Raw genomic sequence first — 19,560 nt, forward strand, 5'->3', positions numbered from 1 at the left:
TTGGAATTCAATTGGTTTTGAGATCGTTCGCTGCGCTCACTTTCGCGAGCAGGCTCGCTCCCACAGGGGATTGGATTCCAGCTGGAGGAACTCGGTTTAATGTGGGAGCGAGCCTGCTCGCGATGGAGGCACCGCAAAATTCAGAGATCACCCATGACCCGCCCGGCAAAGCCGAACACCCGCCGATGCCCGGCGTACTCCACCAGCTCGACCTCGCGACTTTGCCCCGGCTCGAAGCGCACGGCGGTGCCGGCGGGGATGTTCAGGCGCATGCCACGGCTGGCCGCGCGATCAAAGGTCAGCGCGTCGTTGGTTTCGAAAAAGTGATAGTGCGAACCGACCTGGATCGGTCGGTCGCCGCTGTTGGCGACTTTCAGGCTGAGGGTGCGGCGGCCGACATTCAATTCGATGTCGCCGGGCTGGATCTGGTACTGGCCGGGAATCATGGCCGGGCTCCTTGCAGAATCTTGTAGTAGAGGGCGGTCGGGCGATAGGTACCGTGCGGGTCGCAGGCGTAGTCGGGAATTTCGCCGGCGCGGGTGTAACCCAGGGCCTTGTAGAAATCTTCGGCGGGGGAGCCGGCCTCGGTGTCGAGGTAGAGCATGCCGCGCTTGTGCTTGGCCGCTTCGAGCTCCAGCGCATTCATCAATTGCTGACCGAGGCCGCGTCGACGCGCCTGTTCGCGCACCAGCAGCTTCTGCACTTCGGCGCGATTGAGGCCGTTGGCCTTCTGGCACAGGCCCAACTGCACGCTGGCCTGCACCTCTTCATCCTTGACCACCACCCAGAGCAACACACTGCCCTTGTTCACTTGTTGCTGCACTTCATCGAAATAGGCGCGGGCTTGCGCGGCATCGAGGTCGGCCATGAAACCGACGCTGGCGCCATAACCTACGGCGTCGAGCAGCAGATCAATCAGGCCCTGACGATAGTGCGCAAAACTTTCCGCATTGACGCGTCGCAGTTGGGCGGGGTTCATCGCGTGTCACTCCTTGTTGGCGACCGGCGGCTGGGCGCCAGGATTGAGGGTCAGTTGCATGAAGGTCAGATCGAGCCAGCGACCGAACTTGGTGCCGACTTGTGGCATTTGTCCGGTGATGCTGAAACCGGCGCGCTCATGCAGACGAATGGAAGCGGAATTGCCACTTTCGATGGCGGCGACCATCACGTGCTTGTCGCAGGCTTTGGCCCGCTCGATCAGCACACTCATCAATTGCGGGCCAAGGCCATTGCCGCGCTGGTCGCTACGGACGTAGACCGAGTGTTCGACGGTATGGCGGAAACCGTCGAACGGCCTCCAGTCGCCAAAGGAAGCGTAGCCGAGCACAACGTTGTCGGCGTCGACGATCACCAGAATCGGGTAGGCCTGGGCCTGACGGGCGCTGAACCACGCCTGGCGGTTGCCGAGGTCGACCGCCGATTCGTTCCAGATCGCCGTGGTGTTGAGCACCGCGTCGTTGTAGATGTCGCGGATTGCAGGGAGGTCGGCGTGCAGGGCATCGCGAATGGTGTAGGTCATGGCGCGGCCTCAGACGATCGGTTGGTGGACGGTGACCAGTTTGGTGCCGTCGGGAAACGTCGCTTCGACCTGGATCTCCGGGATCATTTCCGGGATGCCTTCCATCACCTGCTCGCGGCTGAGCAGGGTGGTGCCGAAGTGCATCAGCTCGGCCACGGTCTGGCCATCACGGGCGCCTTCGAGCAGGGCGGCGGAGATATAGGCCATGGCTTCCGGGTAGTTGAGCTTCACGCCACGGGCCAGTCGGCGTTCGGCGACGAGGCCGGCGGTGAAGATCAACAGCTTGTCTTTTTCGCGTGGGGTCAGGTCCATTGCGGGTATCCATCAGGGCAGATTGAAAAATGTGCACAAATTTCCTGTGGGAGTGGGCTTGCTCGCGAAAGCGGCAGGTCAGCCCGCATCTGTGTGAATGACACACCGCCTTCGCGAGCAAGCCCGCTCCCACAATTGGATTGCATTTCAGGTGTTCCAGATTCGCGGGGGCTGGGCTTCGCGGCCTAGCAGAGCCGGGCGTAACAAACGCCATAGATCGATGAGCCAGGCACGGGCGAGCAATGCTTCTGACGCCAGACACCGAGCCACCAACAGGCCGGGCAACTGGGTCAGATCACCGCGCACCTCATGGCCCAGCGAGCGACAACGCTCCAGCAGCTCGGCATCGATTTCACCGCTCACCAGCAGCGTCGCAAACACCGGATGGCCATCCAGCCCGATCGGCGAATCCAGCAACCCGTCACCGCCAGTAATCCTCTGACGTTCGTGCCAGAGCAATCGCCCGTCACGGCGGATATCCAGATGCGCCTGAAAGTGTCCGAGGTCGAAGCGCTCGCCACTGGCCGGTCGGCCCAGCGCCACCACGTCCCAATAGAACAGCCGCGCATCGCCTTCAAGTTCGATCGAGGTGGTGAGTTCGGCCTGGGCGGCGCTGTAGACGATGGTTTCCTGCGGCAGCCATTCCAGCGTCGCACCTGCGGCCACTTTCAAATCGAGTTGCTGATAGGCCGGTCCCGCCGCGCGATACCACTTGGCCGCGCCGGGGCTGGTGATCTGCGCCCAGGCGTCTGCTTCGACGCGGGCGCTGATATTCAGTCGATCACCCCCGGCGATCCCGCCCGGCGGGTGGACGATGATGTGCTGGCAGACCTCGGGGCCTTCGGCATACAGGTGCTTTTGCACGCGCAGCGGGCCGAGGTGTCGGCGCTGAACCGGACGCGTGCAGTCGCCGAAGCGGGCGTAGGCCAGCTCCAGCTCGGCGTGCCAGCTCGGGGTAAACAGGGCAGTGGGAAGCGGTAAGTTCATGGTTTGTAATTATCGTTAGGAAGCTACAGATTAAATTGTTACCAGACCTCGTACACCCTCGGCCTCCATATTTTCGCCGCGACCCTGCTGCACGATCTCACCCCGGGACATCACCAGGTATTGATCGGCCAGCTCAGCAGCGAAATCGTAGAACTGCTCCACCAGCAAAATCGCCATGTCGCCACGCGCCGCGAGCTTTTTGATCACCGCGCCGATCTCCTTGATCACCGAGGGCTGGATGCCTTCGGTGGGCTCGTCGAGGATCAGCAATCGCGGACGACTGGCCAGGGCGCGACCGATAGCCAGCTGCTGTTGCTGACCGCCGGACAGATCGCCGCCGCGGCGCTGCTTCATTTGTAGCAGCACCGGGAACAATTCGTAGATGAAACCTGGTACTTCTTTCGCTTCGCTGCCGGGAAACCGTGACAGGCCCATCAGCAGATTCTCCTCCACGGTGAGCCGGCCGAAGATTTCCCGGCCCTGTGGCACATAGGCGATCCCGGCGTGTACACGCTGGTGCGGCTTGAGCGTGGTGATCGCTTTGCCCTCCCAATTCACCACGCCTTCCTTGGCCGGCAACAGGCCCATCAGGCATTTGAGCAGGGTGGTCTTGCCCACGCCGTTGCGCCCGAGCAGACAGGTGACTTCGCCGACTTTTACGTCGAATGAGAGGCCACGGAGGATGTGGCTACCGCCGTAGTACTGGTGCAGCTTGTCGACTTGCAGCATTCTCAAAATCTCCTCAAATCCCCCTGTGGGAGCGGGCTTGCTCGCGAATGCGGTGGATCAGTCGCCATCAACTTGAATGGCACACCGCATTCGCGAGCAAGCCCGCTCCCACATTGGAAAGGTGTTTGCAGCTCAGCGGCCGAGGTAAACCTCGATCACCCGCTCGTTTTCCTGCACCTGCTCCAGCGACCCTTCGGCCAGCACGCTGCCCTGATGCAGCACCGTCACATGGTCGGCAATCGAGCCGACGAAGCCCATGTCGTGCTCCACCACCATCAGCGAATGCTTGCCGGCCAGCGACTTGAACAGCTCGGCGGTGAATTCGGTTTCGGCATCGGTCATGCCCGCCACCGGCTCGTCGAGCAGCAGCAGTTGCGGGTCCTGCATCAGCAACATGCCGATTTCCAGAAACTGTTTCTGCCCGTGGGACAGCAAGCCCGCCGGGCGATTGACCGAGGTGGTCAGGCGAATGGTGTCGAGCACTTCGCTGATCCGGTCTTTCTGCTCGCCGCTCAAGCGTGCGCGCAAACTGGCCCACACCGACTTGTCGGTTTTCTGCGCCAGTTCCAGGTTCTCGAACACGCTCAGCGCTTCGAACACTGTGGGTTTCTGGAACTTGCGACCGATGCCGGCCTGGGCAATCTGTACTTCGCTCATCTGCGTCAGATCCAGGGTTTCGCCGAACCAGGCCTTGCCGTGGCTGGGGCGGGTCTTGCCGGTGATCACATCCATCAGCGTGGTCTTGCCCGCGCCGTTGGGGCCGATGATGCAGCGCAGTTCGCCGACGCCGATGTACAGGTTCAGATTGTTCAGCGCGCGAAAGCCGTCGAAGCTGACGCTGATGTCTTCCAGGGTCAGGATCGTGCCGTGGCGGGTGTCGAGGCCCGGGCCGACGCGTTGGCCGAGGCCGATCGAGTCACGGCTGGTGCCTTCGTCCTTGTTCGGTTCCACGGGGAAAAACGCCGGTTCGAGCATGAATTCAGCACTCGCAGTGACTCTCATTGTTCACCTCGTTTCTTCAGCAGGCCGATCACGCCTTTGGGCAGATACAACGTCACGACGATGAACAGCGCGCCGAGGAAGAACAGCCAGTATTCAGGGAAGGCCACGGTGAACCAGCTCTTCATGCCGTTGACCACACCGGCACCGAGCAACGGCCCGATCAGCGTGCCGCGACCGCCGAGGGCGACCCACACCGCCGCTTCGATCGAGTTGGTCGGCGACATTTCGCTGGGGTTGATGATCCCCACTTGCGGCACATACAAGGCCCCGGCCAGACCGCACAGCACCGCGCTCAAGACCCAGACGAACAGTTTGAAACCGCGCGGGTCGTAGCCGCAGAACATCAGGCGGTTTTCCGCATCGCGCAGCGCCGTCAGTACCCGGCCGAACTTGCTCTGCGCCAGACGCCAGCCGATGAACAGACTCGCCACCAGCAACAACACGGTAGCCAGAAACAGCACCGCGCGAGTGCCCGGCTCAGTGATGCCGAAACCGAGAATCGTGCGGAAGTTGGTGAAGCCGTTGTTGCCGCCGAAGCCGGTCTCGTTGCGGAAAAACAGGAGCATCCCGGCGAACGTCAGGGCCTGGGTCATGATCGAGAAATACACACCCTTGATCCGCGAGCGGAAGGCGAAGAAGCCGAACACCAACGCCAGCAGACCCGGCGCCAGCACCACCAGGCACATCGACCAGATAAAACTGCTGGTGCCGCTCCAGTACCACGGCAGTTCGGTCCACGACAGAAAGGTCATGAACGCCGGCAAACCATCACCGGCGGCCTGACGCATCAGGTACATGCCCATCGCATAACCACCGAGGGCGAAGAACAGGCCATGGCCCAGCGACAGCAGCCCGGCGTAGCCCCAGACCAGATCCAGCGCCAGGGCGACAATGGCGTAGCAGAGGATTTTGCCGACCAGCGTCAGCGTATACGCCGACACATGCAGCGTGCTGTCCGGTGCCAATAGCGAGAGCAACGGTAGAGCGATCAGCAGCGCGAGGATCACCGCGCCGATGGCGAGGGTGACTTTCGGGCCGGCCTTTTGCGTGGCCGTGACAAGTAGAGGCTGGTTCATCAGTCGATCACCCGTCCTTTCAGTGCGAAGAGGCCTTGCGGACGTTTCTGGATGAACAGAATGATCAGCGCGAGGATCAGGATCTTGCCGAGTACCGCACCGATCTGCGGTTCGAGAATCTTGTTGGCGATGCCCAGCCCGAAGGCGGCGAGCACGCTGCCGGCGAGTTGGCCGACTCCGCCGAGCACCACCACCAGGAACGAGTCGATGATGTAACTCTGGCCGAGGTCCGGGCCGACGTTGCCGATCTGACTCAGCGCCACACCGCCGAGCCCGGCAATGCCCGAGCCGAGGCCGAAGGCGAGCATGTCGACGCGGCCGGTGGGCACGCCGCAGCAGGCAGCCATGTTGCGGTTCTGCGTGACCGCGCGGACATTGAGGCCGAGGCGGGTCTTGTTCAGCAGTAGCCAGGTCAGCACCACCACGAACAAGGCGAAAGCGATGATCACGATGCGGTTGTACGGCAGCACCAGATTCGGCAGCACCTGAATCCCGCCGGACAGCCACGCCGGGTTCGCTACTTCAACGTTCTGCGCGCCGAACAGCAGGCGCACCAACTGGATCAGCATCAGGCTGATGCCCCAGGTGGCGAGCAGGGTTTCCAGCGGGCGGCCGTAGAGATGACGAATCACCGTGCGTTCCAGCGCCATGCCGATCGCCGCCGTGACAAAGAACGCCACCGGCAGTGCGATCAGCGGGTAGAACTCGATGGCTTGCGGGGCGTAGCGCTGGAACATCAGCTGCACCACGTAGGTCGAGTAGGCGCCAAGCATCAGCATCTCGCCATGGGCCATGTTGATCACCCCGAGCAGGCCGAAGGTGATCGCCAGCCCGAGGGCCGCGAGCAGCAGGATCGAGCCGAGGGACATGCCGCTGAACGCCTGACCCAACACTTCGCCGATCAGCAGTTTGCGCTTGACCTGAGCCAGACTGGTTTCGGCGGCGGTGCGCACCCCGGCATCGCTTTCCACGCCGGGTTCGAGCAGGCCTTCGAGGCGGGTGCGGGCCAGCGGATCGCCGGTTTCGCCGAGCAGGCGCACGGCGGCCAGACGCACCGCCGGATCGCTGTCGACCAGCTGCAGATTGGCCAGCGCCAGGCTCAGGGCGGCGTGGACGTTCTCGTCTTTTTCGCCAGCCAGTTGCTGGTCGAGGAATTTCAGCTGCGCGGGTTTCGCGCTTTTCTGCAATTGCTGCGCGGCAGTCAGACGGGTTTTGGCGTCGGCGGCGAGCAATTGGTGGCTGGCCAACGCGGTGTCGATCAGACCCCGCAGGCGGTTGTTCAGGCGCAGGGTTTTCGGCTGGCCGTCGAGGGTCAATTCGCCTTGTTGCAGGGCGTTGATCAGCTCGACACGCGCCGGCTCGGGCTGCGCGGCCCAGGCTTCCAGCAGTCTGGCTTGCTGCACGGGATTGGCGGCGACGAAGTCTTCGGCGTCACCGGCAAAGGCAGTCATCGGCAACAGCAATGCGATGGCGAGGATGAAGCGGTAAAGGGTAGTCGGCATAAAGAGTCGCCTTGCGCGGACTAATGGTGGGAGCGGGCTTGCTCGCGAAAGCGGTGTGTCAGCTTGCATATAAGTTGAATGACGAACTGCTTTCGCGAGCAAGCCCGCTCCCACAGGGGGAGTATGTCGGACTGAAAGTCTTACCAGCCCGACACCCAATGGCTCAGTTGCTCTTCACCGCATAATCCGGCTTCTTGTCGTTGCCATCGATAAACGGACTCCACGGCTGCGCGCGGATCGGGCCTTCGGTCTGCCACACGACGTTGAACTGACCGTCGTTCTGGATCTCGCCGATCATCACCGGTTTGTGCAGGTGGTGGTTGGTCTTGTCCATGGTCAGGGTGTAACCGGACGGCGCGGCGAAGGTCTGGCCGGCCAGCGCTTCGCGAACTTTGTCGACGTCGGTGGACTTGGCTTTTTCCGCTGCCTGCGCCCACATGTGGATGCCGACGTAAGTGGCTTCCATCGGGTCGTTGGTCACCGCTTTGTCGGCGCCCGGCAGGTTGTGTTTCTTCGCGTAAGCCTTCCAGTCAGCGACGAACTTCTTGTTCACCGGGTTCTCCACGGACTCGAAGTAGTTCCACGCCGCAAGGTTGCCCACCAGCGGTTTGGTGTCGATGCCGCGCAGCTCTTCTTCACCCACCGAGAACGCCACCACCGGTACGTCGGTCGCCTTCAGCCCCTGGTTGGCCAGCTCTTTGTAGAACGGCACGTTGGAGTCACCGTTGACCGTCGAGATCACGGCGGTCTTGCCGCCGGCGGAGAACTTCTTGATGTTGGCGACGATGGTTTGATAGTCGCTGTGACCGAACGGGGTGTAGACCTCTTCGATGTCCTTGTCAGCCACGCCTTTGGAATGCAGGAACGAGCGCAGGATCTTGTTGGTGGTGCGCGGGTAGACGTAGTCGGTGCCGAGCAGGAAGAAGCGCTTGGCGCTGCCGCCTTCTTCGCTCATCAGGTATTCAACGGCGGGGATCGCTTGCTGGTTCGGCGCGGCGCCGGTGTAGAACACGTTCGGCGACATCTCTTCGCCTTCGTACTGCACCGGGTAGAACAGCAGGCCGTTGAGTTCTTCGAACACCGGCAGCACCGATTTACGCGACACCGATGTCCAGCAACCGAACACCACGGCGACTTTGTCCTGAGTCAGCAACTGCCGGCCTTTTTCGGCAAACAGTGGCCAGTTGGATGCCGGGTCGACTACCACCGGTTCGAGCATCTTGCCGTTCACCCCGCCCTTGGCGTTGATCTCGTCGATGGTCATCAGCGCCATGTCTTTGAGCGACGTTTCAGAGATCGCCATGGTCCCGGACAACGAATGCAGAATCCCGACCTTGATGGTCTCGGCCGCCTGGACAGTCCAGGTCATGCCCATCGCGGCAATGGATGCCGTGAGTGTGAAAGCCTTGATCAAACTGCGACGCTTCATTGTGCGATCTCCATGAACGTTAAAGTTTTTTATGGTTGGCAGATGCGGACGACTGAAGGTGTGTTTTGCAAGGGCTGTGCCCGGTCGGGATCGGGCAGGGAAATGTCGGTTTAGAGCGGTTGCGTGTTGGTGGGATGCACCATGAAGGGACCGGTCGCGTGTGACGGTGCATTCGTGTGCGCCAGATTAGGGCGCCGATTTCGCAAACAGTGCCATTCACTGTGGGAGCGGGCTTGCTCGCGAATGCGGTGGGTCATTCAAAAATGAAGTTGGCTGGCACGGCCTCTTCGCGAGCAGGCTCGCTCCCACAGTTTTTTATGTTTGTTGTGTCAGCGGCGGCGCATCAGGCCGATGAAGAACAGACCGCCGATAGCCGCGGTGGCAACGCCGATGGGCAGGTCTTCCGGCGCGATCAGAGTTCGCGCGGCAACATCGACCCACACCAGAAACAGGCTGCCGAGCAGTACGCAGGCCGGCAGCAGTCGGCGGTGTTCGGCACCGACCAGACGCCGGGCAATGTGCGGCACCATCAGCCCGACAAAACCGATCGAGCCGCTGATCGACACCAGCACCCCGGTCATCAGCGAGGCGATCACAAACACCCGCAGGCGCACCGCGCGGGCATTCAGGCCGAGGGTGACGGCGGTCTGTTCGCCGGCCATCAAGGCGTTCAATGGCCGGGCCATGCCCAGCAGCAGACCGAGGCCGAGCAACACGCTCAGCGCGGGTATCGTCAGCAACTCCCAGCGCGCCAGGCCAAGACCGCCAAGCATCCAGAACATCACCGCCGAACTGGCGCGATGGTCGCCCATGAACAGCAGCAGGTTGGCGATCGCCATCATCACGAACGACACCGCCACGCCGCACAGCAGCAACCGGTCGCTGTCGAGCCGACCCTGACGGTTGGCAATGCCCAGCACCAGAAACATGCTCAGCAATGCACCGATGAACGCGGCAATCGGCAGGGTCAGCAGGCCGACGATTTCACCGATGTGCAGCACCACGATCACTGCGCCGAGTGTCGCGCCGGAGGTGACGCCGAGCAGGTGCGGATCGGCAAGAGGATTGCGCGTCACCGCTTGCAGCACCGCGCCAATCAACGCCAACCCGGCACCGACCAACGCCCCGAGCAACATGCGCGGCACACGGATCAGCCAGACAATGTGCTCCTGCCCGGCGCTCCAGCTCACCTCGCCGAGACCGAAAGCCTTGTGCAGCAGAATCCGCCACACCACGTCCACTGGCACCCGCGCCGGACCAAAACCGAGCGAGACCACGCACGACACCAGCAACACGGCGCCGAGGGCGATCAGCAACAAGGCGTAGCGACGGTCGATCATTCGCCGTGGAATCCTTTGGCCAGGGTTTCCACCGCCAGCACGTTATCGATCCCCGGCGTGGCCTGCACGTAAGGGATGACGATGAAGCGCTGGTTCTTGATCGCATCGACCGATTGCAGCGCCGGGTTCTTCAGCAGAAATTCGATCTTCTGTTCAGCGGTGATTTCGCTGTAGTCGACGATCACGATCACCTGCGGATTGCGTTCGACCACGGTCTCCCAGTTGACCCTCGTCCAGCTCGCGTCGACGTCGTCGAGAATGTTGCGCCCGCCTGCAGCATCAATCAGCGCCTGCGGCATGCCGAGACGCCCGGAAGTCATGGCGCGGTCTTCGCCGCTGTCGTAGAGAAACACGCGCGGCTTGTCGGCGGGCAGGTCTTTGCGGATCTCGGCGACCTGATTCTGCATGTCGGCGATCAGTGCGTTGGCGCGATCCTGCACGTCGAAAATTTTCCCGAGGTTGCGCAGGTCGTTGTAGGTGTCGTCCAGCGTCGCCGCCGGACGCTTCATCACGAAGGCGCAGGATTCGGTCAGCTCATACACGTTGATGCCCAGCGGTTGCAGGGTCTGCGGCGTGAGGTCGCCACCGACGCGCATGCCGTAATCCCAGCCGGCGAAGAAAAAATCAACGTTGGCGTTGAGCAGGGTTTCCACCGATGGATATTTCGCAGCCAGCTCCGGCAAACCGTCGAGCAACGACTGCATTTCGGGCGTCACCGACTTCCAGCCGCTGACGCCGCTGTAACCGGCCATGCGCGATTTGAGGCCGAGGGCGAGCATCATCTGGGTCATGTTGATGTCGTGGCTGACCGCGTGTTTCGGCGCTTCGTTGAAGGTCACTTCGCGGTTGCAGCTATGGATGGTCAACGGGTATTTCGTAGCTTCGGCGAAGGCCTGGGCACTGCACAACAAAAGAGCGACACAAAGCAGGGAACGCACAGTCATGGTCGGGTTATCCAGGTGATTCGCGGGTAGCCGTGAAGAGGGTGGGAATCGATCAACGCCTCGACGCCGAACACGTCGCGCAGCAGCTCGGTGGTGAGTACCTGTTGCGGCGTGCCGCTGGCGACGATCCGCCCGTGATTGATCACGTACAGTCGGTCACAGAACGCGGCGGCCAGGTTCAGGTCGTGAATGCTGGCGAGGGTGCCGATCTGCAGACGTTTGACCAGTTGCAGCAGTTCGAGCTGATAACGCGGGTCGAGGTGGTTGGTCGGCTCGTCGAGGATCAGCAATTGCGGTTGCTGGGTCAGGGCGCGGGCGAGGATCACCCGCTGTTTTTCACCGCCGGACAGGGTGGCGAACGCATGGTCTTCGAAGCCGTCGAGGCCGACGGATTTGAGCGCTTGCGTCGCCAGATTGCGATCTTCCAGCGTGTCGCCATCGAACAGGCCTTTGTGCGGCGTGCGACCCATGGCGACCACTTCTTCGACGGTCAGGCCAAAGGCATCGGGGAATTCCTGCAGGACCACGGCGATGCGTTTCGCGCACCAGCGCGAGGATTGCTTCCACACGTTGTGGTGATCGAGTCTGACCTCTCCGCTTTCCGGCTGGCTGAAGCGATAGGCGCAGCGCAGCAGGCTGGTCTTGCCGCTGCCGTTGGGGCCGATCAAACCGACAAACTCACCGGCGGCCACCTGCAACGAGGCGTCACGCAGCTGGAACTGGTGATGGCAGTGGCCGTGGCCCAGGGGTGTCCAGGCGAGGTTGGCGAGGGTCAGTGAGGTCATCTTCTACTCTGAAATATCGGGTGTTGCTGATGACGCCTTCGCGAGCAAGCCCGCTCCCACAGTGGATCGCATTTCAATGTGGGAGCGGGCTTGCTCGCGAAGGGGCCGGTGAATCAAAAGGTGTAATCGGCCGTGACGAAGAACGATCTCGGCTCGCCGAGAATCCACTGCTGGCCCGCATTGTATTGGCTTTGTGCGTACTGGCGGTCAAACAGATTGTTCAGCTGTAGACCGAGCGTGGTGTTGCGCAGGGCTTGCCACGACAGCGTCGCATCGACCACGGTGTAACTCGGCAGCTCGTTGCGGTTGGCCATGTCGGCGTAACGCGCATCGACATAACGCATGCCGGCCCCGGCCTTCAGATCATCACTGAGGTTTTTGTTCAGCCACAGATTGGCGGTGCGCCGTGGCACATCCACCGGGCGATTGCCGTTGTACGACAGGGTTTGCCCGTTGACCACTTCGGAGAAATCATCGTACCTGGCCTTGACAATCGCCGCGTTGGCCTGCAGTTGCCAGGCGTGCGGCAGTTGCAGATCGAGGCTGGCTTCCAGGCCGTTGGACGATTGCTGGCCGACTTGCTGCTTGAGCGTCGGATTACCCGGATCGTCGGTCAGCAGTTTCTTTTTGACGATGCGATAGGCCGCCAGGGTGAACTCGCCGCGCTGATCCCAGAACAACTGTTTCATGCCGATTTCTGTCTGGCGCGCGGTCGACAGGTCGTATTGCTGCTGGCTCGGACTGAGGGATATCAGGCCGCCGATGCCGTCGGTGCTGGTCGCGACCTGACCGTAGAACGAAGTCTCGGGCGTCAGGGCAAACACTAGTCCGGCCTTCCAGTTGTTGCCGGTCAGGGTCTTGTCGCTCTGGCTGTCGTCGATCAGATTGTTGCGATCAACGTGCACGTAATCACGGCGCACGCCGGTCACCAGCGACCAGCGCTCGCTCAGTTGCGTGCGGTTTTCAGCGAACACTGACATCTGTTTGGTGGTGCTGTCGAACTGGTCGCGGTACGGGTTGGCGCTTTCGAAATAGCCCGGTTGCGGGTGATACAGATCCAGCGCCTGACCGTTCGGCAGCACATCGTTGAACGGCGAGTTGCTATTGAGCTGGAAGCGGATGCGGTTGTAATCGACGCCGGTCACGGTCTGGCTGTCGAGGCCGAACAGCGAGTGCTTGAAGGTGAAGGTCTGGCGGTCGCCGACCTGCTCCTGCTGATGGCCGATGCCGAAGTAGCCGCTGCGGCTGAGCTGTTGCGTGGCGGTGTCGAAGTTGTAGTTTTCGGCGTTCTGCCAGCGGCGCTGGGCTTTGAGGTAGTACAGCTCGTTGCTGGCACTGACGGCGTCGTTGATCTGCCAATCGCTGGTCAGGCGCGTCCACTGATCGTTGTAGTGCTGCTGGTCGTCGCGCACGTTGTAGTTCTTGTTGCGCAGGCTGTCCTGCAATCGGCCGTTGATCAGTGGAGTGCCGAAGTAGTTCTGCGGGCGCTGATCGCCGTAATCGTGGGCGAGGGTGAAGGCCAGGTCTTCGGTGGCCTGCCAGCGCAGGGCGGCGCTGATGAAGTCGCTGGAGGAGTCACCGCGATCGATCCAGCCGTTGCTGCGCAGACGATTGAGATTGAGGCGATAGCTCAGGGTGTCGCTCAGCGAGCCGCCGCTGTCGAACGCCTGCTGCTGGCTGTCGTAGGAACCGTAGCCGACGCGCAGGTGATTTTCGATTTCACCCTCGAACGGTTTCTTCGGAATCACGTTGACCACCGCACCGGTCGCGCCTTCGCCGTACAGCACCGAGGCCGGGCCGCGCAGTACGTCTACGCGCTGCACCGACCAGGTGTCGACCGGAAAGGTCACGGTGCCCATGCCGGTGTACATCCGATTGCCGTCATACAACTGCATCACCGAACTCTGCCCGGTAAAACCGCGTGCCTGCAACGAGGTGCCGCCATCGCCCGGGGTGCCGGTGCGGCTGATGCCGGTGCTGCGCGACACGGCGTCCTGCACGCTGCGATCACCACGGGCGCGAACCTGCTCGCCGCTAAGGCTTTCGACGCTGGCCGGAGTTTCCATGGCCGTCAGGTTCAGGCGCGAGCCGGCGGTGGTCGGCGTGGTCAGGCTGACACTTTCTTCGTCAACCGCAGGTGCGGAGATGGTGCCGGTGGGCAGCGTCAGCGGCTGGCCGTCGGCGTTGGCGTTGTTCAGGGCGAACAGGCAGAGGCTGGACAAGAGGTACTTGTTCATCGGGACGGTGAATCACTTCTTCAAAAGAAAGCCCGCAACTTTTGGTTGCGGGCAGGGCGGCCTATTTGCGTTATACAGTAACACTAAAAAAAGCCGGAGTTTAAGTCCCGGCAGTTTAAAGATCTGTCTGAAACGCGCATCTCGCCTGCTTCACGTTGAAGTTGAGGCAGATTCAGCTTGGCGGCCCAGACGCGACAACAGCAGCCGATCCAGCAGCCAGACCAGCACCAGCGAAGCGCCCACCAGCGGAAAGATCACGGCCAGAGCGAGCATGATCGCCACGCCGGTTTTCCATTTCGGCAGGTCATGGCGCAGCGGCGGCACGCCGAACTTGCCCTGCGGACGCCGCTTCCACCAGATCACCACACCGCTGACGGCGCTGAGCAGAATCATCAGGCAGATCAGCAGCACGATGATCTGGTTGAAGGTGCCGAACATCTTGCCTTCATGCAGCATCACACCGATTTCCGTGGCCCGCGCCACCACGCCGTACTGCTCGAAACGCACATCGGCGAGGACCTTGCCAGTGTACTGATCGACATGCAGGGTCGCGTCGTTGCGCGGGTCGTCGGCGAACATGGCGATGGTGAACACGCCGGTCGCGGTGGTTGGCAGGGTGATGCTGTAGCCGGGTTCGACCTTGCGTTCAATGGCGATGTTCTGCACCTCTTGCAGGCTGATCGCGGGTGCGGCGGGACCGTGTTGCATGTCGCCGTGGGCCATGTGTTCGGCGTGGTCGCCGGACATCGGCATCGGCGTGTTTTCCATTGCCCATGGCACGGTCTGGCGCGCGGCGTTATTGAGGCTGCCGGCCTCGACGTCGGAGGTCGGCACGTTGTTCCACATCGCGGCCGGGAACACGTTCCACACTTGGGCGTACTGCTTGCCCCAGAAGCCGGTCCAGGTCATGCCGCTGAGCAGCATCACCAGCAGCAATGCTGCGCCCCAGAACCCGGTGACCGCGTGCAGATCACGCCACAACACCCGACCGCGACTGTTCAGGCGAGGCCACAGAATCCCCGCCGCCTGACCGCGCGGCCACCACAGAAACACCCCCGATACCACCAGCACCACACCCCAACCGGCGGCGAGTTCGATCAGGCGGTCACCGAGCGTGCCGATCATCAACTCGCCGTGGATAGCGCGGGCGACGGCTTGCAGATTTTTCTTCGCATCCTGCTCGCCGAGGATGTCGCCGTGGTACGGATCGATGAACACATTGAGTTCGTGACCTTCATTCTTCACGACAAATTGCGCGCTGCGTTCGGCGTTGGCCGGCGGCAGGTATTGGGTGATCTGACCCTGTGGATAAGCGCTCTTGACCCGTTGCAGCAGATCATCGGCCGGCACCGTGTGATGCCCGGCCGGGACGTTGAGCAGGCTGCTGTACATCAGTGAATCGAGTTGCGGTTTGAACAGGTAGATGATGCCGGTCAGGGCCAGCATTACCATGAACGGCGCGACGAATAATCCGGCATAGAAATGCCAGCGCCAGGCCAGGTTGTAGAAATTCGGTTTGGGCTTTTGCATCACGTTTGCTCCGCTTGGCTTGGATCTTTTCTTTGTTCTGTATGGGGAGTTTCACCACTGCACTCCTGTGGGAGTGGGCTTGCTCGCGAAAGCGTCGTGTCAGGCGCCACCCATGCTGGATGTACCGCCGTCTTCGCGAGCAAGCCCGCTCCCACAGGGGCAGGGCGTGCCGCTCGGTTAGAAACTCATATCGACCTTGGTCCAGAGCGTGCGCCCCGGTTCATTGATCGCTTGCGGGTCGTTGGCCGGGTAGCCGAAACCGGCGTTACCCGCCAGGTTCAGGTGCTCGGCGTAAGCCTTGCCGAACAGGTTGTCGACGCCGGTGCTGACCTTCCAGTTTTTGTTGATCCGGTAGGCGCCGTTGAGCGAGAACACGCCAAAGCCGCCGCTCTTGTCGTAGTCCTTGCCGACCACGTTGCCCTTGTTCTGGTCGATGCGGTTTTGCGCCGCGACCACGCGCCACAGCGCCCCGGCGCTCCAGTTGTCTTCGCTGTAGGTCAGGCCGAAGCGCGCATCCAGCGGCGGCATTTGCGGCAGGGCTTTGCCGTCGCTGCTGTTCTTGCCCCAGGCGTAAGCCAGGGTCGCGTCGGCTTTCCAGTTATCGGTGAGTTTGTAGGCGGCACCGAGCTCGCCACCCATGATCCGCGCGTCGATGTTTTCCGCGCGCGAAGTGCTCATGCCCATCATCGTCGGTGTGTAGTCGAACAGGATGTAGTCGCGCACCACACCGATGTAGCCCGAGGCCCAGGCTTCGAGTTCGGCAGTCTTGTAGTTCACGCCGAAGTCGAACTGGGTGGTCTTCTCCGGTTTGATCGAGTCGAACGCATTCAGCGAGCCGGCCGGGCCGGACTTCGGTGAAAACAGCTCCCAGTAATCCGGGAAGCGCTGCGCGTGACCGAGGCCGGCGTACAGCGTGGCCGGGCTGTCAGCGAGGTCATGCTCGTAACGCACGAAGCCGCTTGGCAGGGTGTCGGCGCGGGTCTCGTCGGCGGTCGGATTTGGCCGGCTCATCATTCCCGAACCAATGCGCTGCCGGTAATCCTTGGCCGAAGCACGGTCGACCCGGGCGCCGGTAATCAGCCGATCACGGTCGGCGGCGTACCAGGTCATTTCGCTGAACACGCCGTAGTTATGGAAATCGGCGTCCTTGGTGTACGGCTGATCCTTGTAGGTGTCGATGCCCATGCCACTGCGCTGGCGATGCTCGTTGGTCTGCGCATCGAGACCGGTGATCAGCTGGATGTCGGCCCAGCGCCAGGTTGCCTTGATCCGCGCGCCGAGGGTGCGCCGGTCGACGTTGGAGGCCATGGGCCCCGCCATCATCCCGGTGCCGGATGGGGTGCGCAGGCTGTAGTTGTCCATCACGTGGTCGGCGTAGTTGTAGTAGACCTGCGCTTCGAGTTTCTCCAGTACGTCGGTGATGTTGGATTTTTCGAAGCGCAGGCCGAGGCTTTCGCGCAGGAACTGCGAACCGTCCATGCCGCGCCCGGCGTAGCGCGCTTCGCCGTCGCCCTTGCCGGCGGTGAGTTCGATCAGGGTGTCGGCGTCCGGGGTCCAGCCGAGCGCGATGTCACCGTTCCACTTGTCGTAGCGCGACGGCACGCTGTCGTTGTTGCCGTCGCGATAGTCGTCGGAGTGCGCGGTATTGCCGATTACCCTTACGTAGCCCAATGGCCCGCCGGCAGCGGCGTCGACAACTTTGTCGAAGCGTCCGTTGGAGCCGGCCAGCACGCTGGCATTCACCCGCGTGCCGAGTTCGCCGAAGCTTTCCGGCTCACGGTCGAAGAGGATCGTGCCGGCCGATGCGCCCGGCCCCCAGAGTACGGTTTGCGGGCCCTTGATCACCGTGAGTTTGTCGTAGGTTTCCGGCGAGATGTACGAGGTCGGCGCGTCCATCCGCCCGGGGCAGGCGCCGAGCAGCATGCTGCCGTTGGTGAGAATGTTCAGGCGCGAACCGAACATCCCGCGCAGCACCGGATCACCGTTGGTGCCGCCATTGCGCACCAGGGCGAAGCCGGGAATGGTCTTCAGGTAATCGCCGCCGTCACTGGCCGGCACCGGCTGACGCGGATCCTTGGGGTTGGTGACGATGGTCAACGGCGAGCTGGGAGCGATCGCGGTGATCACCGTCGGGCTGAGTTCATCAACGTGACCGGCGTGGTCATCGGCCAGCACCAACGGCGACAGCAGGACGCCGCAAAGGACGGCGGTGGCGTGCGAGAAACCAATGCGCGATGCGTTCAGCGCGAAAGACGCCTGGGCAGAACCCGAGCGTGGAACAGCAGAAAACCTGGACATGACAATTTCCATCAAACAGTCGTAAACGACACGGCCGGCAGCCTGAAGCTGTCTTCTCAACCGTGTGCAATCAAAGGTGCGGTGTTTACGCCGTGATGGGCGGGGCGCGGGTGCGGGCGCCGGGGAAGAAGGTCTGCCGGGCATGGCCCAGACGCGGGGAGGGCGGGGTGAAGGTGTTGACGTGGGCAATGCTGAACGTGGCGAACGTGCCGCCACCGGTCAGCGCCGGGCAATTGAACAGCAGGCTGCAATAACCGCACTTTTCCCATAGGGCGTGGTGCGAGGATTGTGGCAGGCAGTGTTCGGCAGCCGGTTGTGCGCCGTGCGCGGCGTGATCCATGCCCGGCATGTCCATCGCCATGTCCATGCTCATCGGCATGGAAGTCGAGGCGTGCTGATCCATCGGCATCGACTGAGAAATCAGCGGGCCGATGAAGATCATCAACATGGCGAACAGGGCGATCCAGCTACCGCGGGTCAGAGTCTGGCTCTGGCGATGCAGGCGGGATGCCCCGGCGCGTTGCAGGCGCACGGGCGTGGTCAGCCGGATCGGTTACTGGGCGTGATCGTGTGCCTGGGTATCTTGCGGAGGTTTCTTCTGCACCGCGACTTCGACGGTGACGTTACCGGCCTTCTCGAAATGCAGGGTCAGCGGGAAGCGTTTGCCGTCGCTGAGCAGGCTGCGGTCTTTCGGGTTGAGCAGCATCACGTGATAGGCCATCGGCGCGAATGTGACCTTGCCGCCGGCAGGAATCACCACGTTGGGCACCTGCTGCATCTTCATCAGATCGCCCTGCATCACGTGCTCATGGAGTTGCGCTTCGGCGGTGATTGGCGAGTCGACGCTGAGCAGGCGGTCGTCGGTCTTGCCGGGATTGCTGATCACGAAATAAGCCGCGACGGTCGGCGCGTTGGGCGGCAGCTCCTGCGACCACGGGTGAGCGATTTCCAGCTCGCCGGCCTTGTATTCGTGGGCATGGGCGAAGCACGCCGGCAGCAACAGCGCAGCGATGACGAAGAGTTTGTTCAACATGGCAGTTCTCCAGAACGATTTGATACGCAGGTCAATTGCGAGAACAAATCAAACCAGAGGCGAGGCGCGGGGATTAAGGCTCGGCCATTGCTGGCGCGGTGTCGGTGGTTGCAACGAGGGTGGCGCCACGCTGCGATTGCTTTCGTAGCGGGCGAAATACAGCTGCGGTGCATGGCCCGGCAACGCCACCAGCGGCGCTGAACCCGAGCAGCACCAGCAATGCTGCATGTTGGAATGGCTGTCGTTGGACGGGGCTTTCTGCTCTGGGGCGCCGATGTTGATCGCCACCATCTTCGTCCCGCTGCCGGTGCAGAAACTGCTCCACAGCAACTGTTCGGCCGGTGAACTGGCCGCCTGCGCCATCGCCCCGGTCATCGGCATGGCGAGCATGTTGAACAGCACTGCGAAGCAGGCGATCCAGGCAAATGCAAGCCGGTGTCGGTTCATGGGACAGATCCGTTGGGTGGGCGATCAGGCGCGGGCTATTTAGCCTGATCAGGGCCGATAAGTAAAAAGGCGTCGTGCGGTATGGTGTCGCAGATCAATCACACCGCGACGGCGTGCAATCTCAAACCCAAAGCCTTCATGACCTTCATGATAGTTGCGAATTCGGGGTTACCAGTGCTGCTCAGCGCTTTATAGAGACTTTCACGACCCAGGCCAGCATCACGTGCCACCTGTGTCATGCCCTGGGCTCGGGCTATGTCATTCAGTGCTGCACGGATGAGTACGCCATCGCCTTCATCATCATCAAAGCAAGCGTCCAGATAAGCCGCCATGTCCTCGGGGGTTTTAAGGTACTCGGCGGCGTCGAAACGGGTGAATTTTTCGGTCATG

General features: G+C 62.0%; 20 protein-coding genes. All 20 read right to left on the bottom strand.

The genetic code is table 11. The annotated features are described in order from the left end of the window. Positions 1-140: 140 nt before the first annotated feature. Entirely contained in the window at positions 141-446 is a 306-nt protein-coding gene (locus tag ACOYXG_RS02560) for an urease subunit beta (protein WP_098966985.1), read from the bottom strand. Then, positions 443-979, bottom strand: a complete 537-nt coding sequence (locus ACOYXG_RS02565; protein WP_027613558.1) for a GNAT family N-acetyltransferase — start codon at positions 977-979, stop codon at positions 443-445. The genes ACOYXG_RS02560 and ACOYXG_RS02565 overlap by 4 nt, the downstream gene beginning before the upstream one ends. A 6-nt stretch (positions 980-985) precedes the next feature. Continuing rightward, a complete protein-coding gene (locus tag ACOYXG_RS02570; RefSeq protein ID WP_027613559.1) occupies positions 986-1,519 on the bottom strand; it encodes a GNAT family N-acetyltransferase in 534 nt (177 codons plus the stop codon). A gap of 9 nt (positions 1,520-1,528) precedes the next feature. Then, positions 1,529-1,831 (bottom strand): urease subunit gamma, encoded by a 303-nt coding sequence (ureA, locus tag ACOYXG_RS02575; RefSeq protein ID WP_007915951.1) that lies wholly within the window; start codon positions 1,829-1,831, stop codon positions 1,529-1,531. 147 nt (positions 1,832-1,978) lie between these two features. Next, a complete protein-coding gene (locus ACOYXG_RS02580) occupies positions 1,979-2,818 on the bottom strand; it encodes an urease accessory protein UreD (RefSeq protein WP_103368046.1) in 840 nt (279 codons plus the stop codon). A 30-nt stretch (positions 2,819-2,848) separates the two neighbouring features. Beyond that, complete coding sequence (urtE, locus tag ACOYXG_RS02585) at positions 2,849-3,547, bottom strand: urea ABC transporter ATP-binding subunit UrtE (RefSeq protein WP_027613561.1); 699 nt, start codon at positions 3,545-3,547, stop codon at positions 2,849-2,851. A gap of 132 nt (positions 3,548-3,679) precedes the next feature. Beyond that, positions 3,680-4,549 (bottom strand): urea ABC transporter ATP-binding protein UrtD, encoded by an 870-nt coding sequence (gene urtD, locus ACOYXG_RS02590; RefSeq protein WP_414888950.1) that lies wholly within the window; start codon positions 4,547-4,549, stop codon positions 3,680-3,682. Then, positions 4,546-5,625, bottom strand: coding sequence for an urea ABC transporter permease subunit UrtC (urtC, locus tag ACOYXG_RS02595; protein WP_460355741.1), 1,080 nt, complete (start codon positions 5,623-5,625; stop codon positions 4,546-4,548). Before urtC ends, urtD begins: the two co-directional genes overlap by 4 nt. Then, positions 5,625-7,127 (bottom strand): urea ABC transporter permease subunit UrtB, encoded by a 1,503-nt coding sequence (gene urtB / locus ACOYXG_RS02600; protein WP_027613563.1) that lies wholly within the window; start codon positions 7,125-7,127, stop codon positions 5,625-5,627. Before urtB ends, urtC begins: the two co-directional genes overlap by 1 nt. A 163-nt stretch (positions 7,128-7,290) precedes the next feature. After that, positions 7,291-8,556 carry an urea ABC transporter substrate-binding protein gene (urtA, locus tag ACOYXG_RS02605; RefSeq protein WP_027613564.1) on the bottom strand — a complete coding sequence of 422 codons (1,266 nt, stop codon included), beginning with the start codon at positions 8,554-8,556 and terminating at the stop codon, positions 7,291-7,293. A 329-nt stretch (positions 8,557-8,885) separates the two neighbouring features. Next, a complete protein-coding gene (locus ACOYXG_RS02610; RefSeq protein WP_460355745.1) occupies positions 8,886-9,896 on the bottom strand; it encodes a FecCD family ABC transporter permease in 1,011 nt (336 codons plus the stop codon). Next, positions 9,893-10,840 (bottom strand): ABC transporter substrate-binding protein, encoded by a 948-nt coding sequence (locus ACOYXG_RS02615; protein ID WP_115988311.1) that lies wholly within the window; start codon positions 10,838-10,840, stop codon positions 9,893-9,895. Before ACOYXG_RS02615 ends, ACOYXG_RS02610 begins: the two co-directional genes overlap by 4 nt. Further along, a complete protein-coding gene (locus tag ACOYXG_RS02620; RefSeq protein WP_027613567.1) occupies positions 10,837-11,625 on the bottom strand; it encodes an ABC transporter ATP-binding protein in 789 nt (262 codons plus the stop codon). The genes ACOYXG_RS02615 and ACOYXG_RS02620 overlap by 4 nt, the downstream gene beginning before the upstream one ends. A 113-nt stretch (positions 11,626-11,738) precedes the next feature. Beyond that, positions 11,739-13,862, bottom strand: a complete 2,124-nt coding sequence (locus tag ACOYXG_RS02625) for a TonB-dependent receptor (protein WP_460355748.1) — start codon at positions 13,860-13,862, stop codon at positions 11,739-11,741. Between the two features lie 150 nt (positions 13,863-14,012). Continuing rightward, entirely contained in the window at positions 14,013-15,392 is a 1,380-nt protein-coding gene (locus ACOYXG_RS02630) for a PepSY-associated TM helix domain-containing protein (protein ID WP_097089897.1), read from the bottom strand. A 177-nt stretch (positions 15,393-15,569) separates the two neighbouring features. Next, positions 15,570-17,690 carry a TonB-dependent copper receptor gene (locus tag ACOYXG_RS02635; RefSeq protein ID WP_183783639.1) on the bottom strand — a complete coding sequence of 707 codons (2,121 nt, stop codon included), beginning with the start codon at positions 17,688-17,690 and terminating at the stop codon, positions 15,570-15,572. A gap of 85 nt (positions 17,691-17,775) precedes the next feature. Further along, complete coding sequence (locus ACOYXG_RS02640; RefSeq protein WP_097089899.1) at positions 17,776-18,222, bottom strand: DUF2946 domain-containing protein; 447 nt, start codon at positions 18,220-18,222, stop codon at positions 17,776-17,778. Positions 18,223-18,243: 21 nt separating this feature from the next. Then, positions 18,244-18,723, bottom strand: coding sequence for a copper chaperone PCu(A)C (locus ACOYXG_RS02645; protein ID WP_097089900.1), 480 nt, complete (start codon positions 18,721-18,723; stop codon positions 18,244-18,246). Positions 18,724-18,771: 48 nt separating this feature from the next. After that, positions 18,772-19,170 (bottom strand): DUF2946 domain-containing protein, encoded by a 399-nt coding sequence (locus ACOYXG_RS02650; protein ID WP_097089901.1) that lies wholly within the window; start codon positions 19,168-19,170, stop codon positions 18,772-18,774. 98 nt (positions 19,171-19,268) lie between these two features. After that, entirely contained in the window at positions 19,269-19,559 is a 291-nt protein-coding gene (locus ACOYXG_RS02655) for an addiction module antidote protein (RefSeq protein ID WP_003221244.1), read from the bottom strand. Position 19,560: the final 1 nt, after the last annotated feature.

This window comes from Pseudomonas sp. G3-39 (assembly GCF_054790485.1).

Coding starts and splice junctions, on each gene's coding strand:
- ACOYXG_RS02645 (WP_097089900.1), bottom strand. CDS start 18,723: ATGTTGAACAAACTCTTCGTCATCGCTGCGCTGTTGCTGCCGGCGTGC.
- urtA (WP_027613564.1), bottom strand. CDS start 8,556: ATGAAGCGTCGCAGTTTGATCAAGGCTTTCACACTCACGGCATCCATT.
- ACOYXG_RS02630 (WP_097089897.1), bottom strand. CDS start 15,392: ATGCAAAAGCCCAAACCGAATTTCTACAACCTGGCCTGGCGCTGGCAT.
- ACOYXG_RS02580 (WP_103368046.1), bottom strand. CDS start 2,818: ATGAACTTACCGCTTCCCACTGCCCTGTTTACCCCGAGCTGGCACGCC.
- urtB (WP_027613563.1), bottom strand. CDS start 7,127: ATGCCGACTACCCTTTACCGCTTCATCCTCGCCATCGCATTGCTGTTG.
- ACOYXG_RS02560 (WP_098966985.1), bottom strand. CDS start 446: ATGATTCCCGGCCAGTACCAGATCCAGCCCGGCGACATCGAATTGAAT.
- ACOYXG_RS02655 (WP_003221244.1), bottom strand. CDS start 19,559: ATGACCGAAAAATTCACCCGTTTCGACGCCGCCGAGTACCTTAAAACC.
- ACOYXG_RS02625 (WP_460355748.1), bottom strand. CDS start 13,862: ATGAACAAGTACCTCTTGTCCAGCCTCTGCCTGTTCGCCCTGAACAAC.
- ureA (WP_007915951.1), bottom strand. CDS start 1,831: ATGGACCTGACCCCACGCGAAAAAGACAAGCTGTTGATCTTCACCGCC.
- ACOYXG_RS02570 (WP_027613559.1), bottom strand. CDS start 1,519: ATGACCTACACCATTCGCGATGCCCTGCACGCCGACCTCCCTGCAATC.
- ACOYXG_RS02635 (WP_183783639.1), bottom strand. CDS start 17,690: ATGTCCAGGTTTTCTGCTGTTCCACGCTCGGGTTCTGCCCAGGCGTCT.
- ACOYXG_RS02610 (WP_460355745.1), bottom strand. CDS start 9,896: ATGATCGACCGTCGCTACGCCTTGTTGCTGATCGCCCTCGGCGCCGTG.
- ACOYXG_RS02620 (WP_027613567.1), bottom strand. CDS start 11,625: ATGACCTCACTGACCCTCGCCAACCTCGCCTGGACACCCCTGGGCCAC.
- ACOYXG_RS02565 (WP_027613558.1), bottom strand. CDS start 979: ATGAACCCCGCCCAACTGCGACGCGTCAATGCGGAAAGTTTTGCGCAC.
- urtD (WP_414888950.1), bottom strand. CDS start 4,549: ATGAGAGTCACTGCGAGTGCTGAATTCATGCTCGAACCGGCGTTTTTC.
- ACOYXG_RS02650 (WP_097089901.1), bottom strand. CDS start 19,170: ATGAACCGACACCGGCTTGCATTTGCCTGGATCGCCTGCTTCGCAGTG.
- ACOYXG_RS02615 (WP_115988311.1), bottom strand. CDS start 10,840: ATGACTGTGCGTTCCCTGCTTTGTGTCGCTCTTTTGTTGTGCAGTGCC.
- urtE (WP_027613561.1), bottom strand. CDS start 3,547: ATGCTGCAAGTCGACAAGCTGCACCAGTACTACGGCGGTAGCCACATC.
- urtC (WP_460355741.1), bottom strand. CDS start 5,625: ATGAACCAGCCTCTACTTGTCACGGCCACGCAAAAGGCCGGCCCGAAA.